We start from the raw sequence: 6,367 nt of genomic DNA, 5'->3' as shown, positions 1-6,367 counted from the left end.
AAGTCTGGCGACCATAGCGAGGTGGTCCCACTCCTTCCCATCCCGAACAGGACAGTGAAACACCTTAGCGCCGATGATAGTGCAGATTACCTGTGTGAAAGTAGGTCATTGCCAGACACCCCATAAGCGAACCCCGATATCGAAAGATATCGGGGTTTTTGCTTTGTGCGGAAGAAAAGTGGCTTTCGTGTAGCGAGCAACCACCTTAGGTTCGCATGTTGGGTTACGCGATAAAGCTGCTAACCCAACCTAAAAAACCTGCCTCAAACCTATCCAAGATGGACACCAGCCCATCGTAATACCGGCATGAGCGTATGATTAATATCATGATATTTAAGACCAGACAGGAGCGAATGCGATGATTTATATTTTTACCGGTGCGGGAATGGCGGCGGATTCGGGTTTGCCTACTTTTAGAGATACCGGCGGGCTTTGGGAGAATTATGATATTAATCAGGTATGTAATTTCTCCCGGTTTATTAAAGAGCAGAATATTCGTGATTTAACTTTTCAGTTTTATAACGAGCGTAAATTGCAATATGCCGTGGCAAAACCTCATGTGGGCTATTTAGCGATTGCAGAATTACAGCAACAACAGCCCGTTAAAGTGATTACCACCAATATCGATTTATTGCATGAAGCAGCGGGTACGGCTGATGTATTACATTTGCATGGCAGAGTGGATCAGATGTCTTGCGCTCAGTGCTATCATTATTGGGATATCGCCGATCATGTGTTTGAGCCGAGTGAATGCGCTGCCTGTGGCAGTGTAATGGTCAAGCCCGGTATTGTATTTTTTGGTGAAATGGCGCCGGAATATGAGGCTTTACACTGGTTGATTGAAGATTTAAAAAGCACGGATACTTTTGTGATTGTAGGCACCAGCCTGAATGTGGTGAATCCGATTGCGATGATTCGCTCTGCAGGAAAATGTCCGCAAATTATTTTTATTGATAAGAATATCCCTGCCGCTGCCAAAGCGCATGGTGTGATTTGTATGGAAGAGACTGCAGAAGTGGGATTGTTAAAATGGATTAATGCAATCAATCAGTCATAAATCATTAACCTTTGAGTGCAATTGATCTGTTGTATTACATTATTTAAACTATTTATATGCGATATAAATAGAATGTCGCTTAGATTGTCATGGCATAGTACGGTTATTGTCTCTTTCTTGTTTAGTCATGACTTTTCGCGCTCCAATTTATTTTCTGATTCTTTGTTTTATTGCATTGAGTTCCAAAGCTGAAGAGCGCTTGGGCGATTCCCCTGATCCTGTTAGTTCAATTAATAAAGTACAGCGCATTGAAGTGCTTGGGCATAAAGATGACAGGCGCAGTTCCACGGCGACGAAAACCGTTATTTTAGAGGCGGATATCGTGCGTTATGGCGATAGCAGCCTGGTAGATGTTTTAAAGCGCGTACCAGGAATTAGCGTGCGTGGTGTACAGGGCAAGGGTGGTGAAGTGCGGATGCGTGGCCTTGGAAGTGGCTACACGCAGGTGATGCTCAATGGCGAGCGCGCCCCGCCCGGCTTCTCTTTAGATTCTATTTCCCCTGAATTAATTGAGCGCATCGAAGTGGCTCGTGCAGCCACTGCGGATGCCAGCACGCAGGCGATTGCCGGCTCGATTAATATCATCTTAAAAAGAAAAGTAGATATGTCACGCCGCGACATCAAGCTGGCCGCTTCCAGTGATGGTGGCGAACCTGGTCTTGGCATCGATGGTCTTTTTTCAGATCGTGATGGTGATTTCTCTTATACGATTTCTGGTGGAATTGGCCGCAGCAAAAATGTAGATTTATCCCAAGTCGATCAAGAAGAGCTGAGTGCGGCTGGCCAGCTGCGGCTGGCACGAGTGACCAGTAAAAGAGACTTTGGGCAAAGCGACAGGCTTAATCTTGCACCAAGGCTGATGTGGGATTTGGGCCATGGCAACAGTATTAATCTTGAGAGTTTATTGCGTCTGCAGCACTCGGAAGGGGGCGGTGAAGAGCTAAGGCTGACTGCCTGGGGTGAGCAGCCCCCTTTGACTCAGGATTTTACCCGCAGCATTTCAGACAGCAGCCAATTCAGAAGCAAACTGACTGTATTGCATCAGCTCGCGAGTGGAGCCAAGCTTGATCTCAAGCTGGGTGCCACATATAACCGGCGAGAATCAGACAGCCAGCTTGAAGGTTTTGATGCAAAAGCTTTGCCTGCGCTCAGCCGCAATATCAACTCGCTGGCCAGTGATTACGGCCTTAGCCTGAGTGGTAAATATTTAAATGGCTATATTGAGGGCCATTCTTTTGTTACCGGCTGGGAGGGCGAATATAACTGGCGCGCCGAGGATAGGCTCAGGCAGGAAAAAGCCTATGGCAGGCCAAGTGTTTATCGTGATGATTCATATACCGCCAGGGTAGAGCGCCTAGCTGTATTTGCTCAGGATGAATGGGAGATCTTGCCGCAATGGTCGCTCTATATGGGCTTGCGCTGGGAAGGGATTGCTACGCAAAGCGAGGGCAATAACCTGGATGACGTGGCGAATCGTTCTGCTGTGCTTAGCCCTATTTTGCAAACGCTATGGAAATTCGCTGAGAAAGATCAGCTGAGATTTGCGTTAAGCCGAACCTATAAAGCGCCCAATACCCGCGATTTAATTCCACGGCGTAATGTGGCCAATGATAATAGCGCTACCACGCCAGACACTAAGGGTAATCCGAATTTACGCCCTGAATTAGCTTGGGGCGCTGATTTGGCCTTTGAGCATTATCTGGAAAAAGGCGGCGTGCTCAGTGCCAGTATTTATGCGCGCCAAATTGATGATGTGATATTGCCATCACTCATGCAAATAAACGGCCTGTGGGTTTCTCAACCTTTTAATCAGGGCCGGGCCAATTTGCGCGGTTTAGAATTAGAAGCCAAATTTAATTTACAACAGTATTGGCCTGATGCACCTGCTTTAGATATTCGCGCCAATATGGCGGCCAATTGGTCGGAAGTTGAATCAATAGCAGGCCCGGATAATCGCCTTGATCAGCAAACGCCTGTGAGTGCTAATTTTGGTGTGGATTATAAATTGCTGGGTGAGTTTCTGACTTTAGGTGGCAATTATAATTTTCAGAGTGCGGCAACAACCCGGCTTTCTAATACCCAAACTGCAATCAACCCAGCCAAACGCACGCTCGATGTATATGGCTTATGGAAAATAAGCCCGGCAATGCAATTGCGTATTTCATTTGCCAATATATTGGCTGAAGACCATATCGCCGAATCTCTTTATGCAGATCAAAACGGAGTTCGCCAGCAAACGACTACCAGCCAAAGCGAGATGACGGCGCGGGCGGTTTTAGAAATGCGTTTATAAGAATACCGCCCATCCAATCCCCTGCCCCCAGAGAGTCGTATGCCCCAGCTTGAAACTCCCCAAGTCGCACCGCAAGCAGTGAGCTTTTGGCAGGCTTTTTTATTCTGGCTGAAATTAGGTTTGATTAGCTTTGGCGGGCCTGCCGGGCAGATTTCTATCATGCACCAGGAGCTGGTAGAGCGGCGGCGCTGGATTTCTGAACGGCGATTTCTGCATGCGCTGAACTACTGCATGCTGCTGCCCGGCCCCGAAGCGCAGCAGCTGGCGACTTATATTGGCTGGCTGATGCACAAAACCCGTGGCGCCATCGCTGCGGGTGTGCTTTTTGTTTTGCCATCCTTATTTATTCTGATTGCGCTTTCCTGGGTGTATATCGCCTTTGGTCATCTGCCTCTGGTGGCGGGATTGTTTTACGGGATTAAGCCTGCGGTTACGGCGATTGTGCTGCAAGCCGCGCATCGTATCGGCTCTCGGGCGCTGAAAAACAATACGCTGTGGGCGATTGCCGCCGCGTCTTTTATCGCCATTTTCGCATTAAAGCTGCCTTTTCCCGTGATTGTTGCCGCGGCAGCTTTAGCCGGCTATATCGGCGGGCGCATTGCGCCGGAGCAATTTAGGGCGGGCGGCGGCCACGGCAAGGTTGATGTATCTTTTGGCCCCGCGCTGATTGATGATGACACGCCAGCGCCAGAGCATGCACGTTTTACTTGGGCTGGCTTCATCAAAGTCGCCATCGTGGGCCTGCTGCTTTGGCTGATTCCTATGGGGCTGCTACTGGCAAACTACGGCTGGGATCACACTTTTGCGCAAATGGCCTGGTTCTTTAGCAAGGCGGCCTTGCTGACTTTTGGTGGAGCTTACGCCGTGCTGCCCTATGTGTATCAAGGGGCGGTGGATCATTATGGCTGGCTGATGCCGGTGCAAATGATCGATGGTTTGGCGCTGGGTGAAACGACCCCCGGCCCCTTGATTATGGTGGTGGCTTTTGTGGGCTTTATTGGCGGCTATACCAAGGAATTGTTTGGGCCGGATAATCTGTTTTGGGCAGGGGCTGCTGCGGCCACCTTGGTGACTTGGTTTACCTTTTTGCCTTCGTTTATTCTTATCCTGGCTGGTGGGCCGATGGTGGAATCGACACATAACGATTTGAAATTTACTGCGCCGCTTACCGCTATTACTGCAGCTGTAGTCGGAGTGATTTTAAATCTGGCGCTGTTTTTTGGCTATCACGTGCTGTGGCCTGCGGGCTTTGCAGGCACGTTTGATTGGATATCAGGGCTGATTGCCTTGGCTGCATCGGTGGCTTTGTTCCGATACAAAATATCGGTCATTCATATGATTGTGGCGTGCGCCTTGCTGGGACTGGTTTTGAAGATGAGCGCTGTCATATAAGGTGTGAAATATAAATGATAATTAATATCAACTATATTACACTAAAGGATCATTCTTTCATCAAGCTTGTGAGGGCAGGAAATGGGCAATGGAGATCTAGGTATTGGCGCTTTAAGCCTCTTGCTGAAGCACCATGAAACGGGCTGCCATCATGCCGCACAGCAAGCGGCCAATTTGCTGGAGCGGTTGGCCGGTGCCTGTGAGCTGGAGCCTGATATACAGGATTTATTCGAGCGGGCCTGTTTTCGTTTAAGGGATGATCAGTCTGGTGCTGATCAGGCTTGATGCGTTGTAGGGTGGGTGAAACCCCATATGCGCTAAGCAAAGTCAAAAAGAACTTTTTAGTGCCTTCGGCACGTTGATTTTGGAGCGGTAGCCACGCAGGGGCGTTCTTTTCTTGAACGGCTAAGAAAACAACCAAAAGAAGGCCGCCCCACAAAGCACGAAACCCCTCGCTGCGGACAAGCGAGGCGGCGGCTGCGGGACTCGCTTCGCTCAAACATCCTCACCGAAACCCCGCCCCGCTTGTTCCTCGCTTCGGCGCGCTTCAAGGGGACTCTAAAAGCCCCGTGCAAAGAGCGTAGTCACTCGATTTTCGCTGTTTGCTGATGAAAACCAAGGTGGTTAGCGCCCATGGGGTGAAACCCGCGAGCGGTACTGAAAAATACGTGGGTTTCACCCGCCCTGCGAGAGTGCTGTTTTTCTCTGCATCCTCTGTGGTTTAAGACTTGGTTTGCCTTTTTCTTCGCCAGCTCCGCCTTAGCGCAAAGAAACTGAGAGCAAAGCCGGTAATGGTCAGCCCCATGGCGACGATGGAGGTGCCGCGCAACAGACTATTGTTAAAATCCTCGCCCTCGCTGTAATCCATCACATGTAAGCGCCAGAAAAAGTCGTAAATCACCCACGCTTCGTTGCGGGCAGCTAATAGCTCGCCGCTCTGGCCGTCAAAGTAAAAACGGCTTTGCAGCGCATCATCAAACCGTGCCACCCATACATTCTGGCGGGCAGAAAACTCATGCACCATGCCAAGGCGGCGAGGGGCTTCTTTGATTTTGATTACTTCAGCTAATTTGCCTTCGCCCTTATAGATACTGAGGGCAAACTGGCTGATGTTGCTGGCATTGGCTGCTGTGACTGCACCGCCTGCCACACTCAAAAGCAGCTCTTCTTTTTCAAAACGCAGTTTAAGTGCCGGGCCGGTGGCGGTTGCGATGCTTTGCACGCCGAGCAAAGCGCCTTTATCAGTGGGCATGGGGCCGATCTGAGCCGCCCAATTAGCAGGCAGTGGCTGGCGTGGTTTTTCCATCACTTCGCCGCATTTAATCCAATCCTGAAAAGGGAGCCAGGCAAACAGCAGTCCGCCCAGTATCCATGCCAAAACCTGAAATGCCACCAGATAGCCTATCCAGCGATGCCAGCGAAAGAAGCTTGCAGCCAAACTCATATTGATAACCTGATTAAGAATCATTTTTGTGGGCGCTATTCTAATGCCATCTTTTGTGGGCGGGCACAGTTATTTGAATGAGGCGGATACAGAGTATTTGTGCGCTTTGGCTGATCAAGTTGTTAGAATTAAATAGAGCGGTTTGTCGCTGTTTAAATGCTTACGTGAATATTTTCTTAAA

5 protein-coding genes and 1 rRNA gene are annotated in these 6,367 nt (G+C 49.4%); 5 read left to right on the top strand and 1 reads right to left on the bottom strand.

Features of this window, described 5'->3' with window-relative positions; translation table 11 throughout:
* The first annotated feature begins 3 nt into the window (after positions 1-3).
* From rrf to CSQ88_RS09615, 5 genes are all read left to right on the top strand, one after another.
* A 5S ribosomal RNA gene (rrf, locus tag CSQ88_RS09635) occupies positions 4-117 on the top strand.
* A gap of 241 nt (positions 118-358) precedes the next feature.
* Positions 359-1,057, top strand: coding sequence for a Sir2 family NAD-dependent protein deacetylase (locus CSQ88_RS09630; protein WP_099397894.1), 699 nt, complete (start codon positions 359-361; stop codon positions 1,055-1,057).
* A 127-nt stretch (positions 1,058-1,184) separates the two neighbouring features.
* On the top strand, positions 1,185-3,350 hold the full coding sequence (locus CSQ88_RS09625; RefSeq protein ID WP_099397893.1) for a TonB-dependent siderophore receptor: 2,166 nt from the start codon (positions 1,185-1,187) through the stop codon (positions 3,348-3,350).
* Positions 3,351-3,389: 39 nt separating this feature from the next.
* The gene (chrA, locus tag CSQ88_RS09620; protein ID WP_099397892.1) at positions 3,390-4,742 is read left to right on the top strand and encodes a chromate efflux transporter; all 1,353 of its coding nucleotides are present in this window, start codon (positions 3,390-3,392) and stop codon (positions 4,740-4,742) included.
* A gap of 81 nt (positions 4,743-4,823) precedes the next feature.
* A complete protein-coding gene (locus CSQ88_RS09615; RefSeq protein ID WP_099397891.1) occupies positions 4,824-5,027 on the top strand; it encodes a hypothetical protein in 204 nt (67 codons plus the stop codon).
* A gap of 436 nt (positions 5,028-5,463) precedes the next feature.
* Here CSQ88_RS09615 and CSQ88_RS09610 read toward each other — a convergent pair whose 3' ends face one another.
* Positions 5,464-6,186: a PepSY domain-containing protein gene (locus tag CSQ88_RS09610; protein WP_180273614.1), complete on the bottom strand. Its 723-nt coding sequence runs from the start codon at positions 6,184-6,186 to the stop codon at positions 5,464-5,466.
* Positions 6,187-6,367 lie beyond the last annotated feature (181 nt).

The sequence above is a fragment of the Iodobacter sp. BJB302 genome, assembly GCF_002735645.1.
Lineage (GTDB): Bacteria > Pseudomonadota > Gammaproteobacteria > Burkholderiales > Chitinibacteraceae > Iodobacter.
The sequence above is the reverse complement of the archived record's forward strand: the minus strand, read 5'-3'. Positions and strand labels throughout refer to the sequence as shown.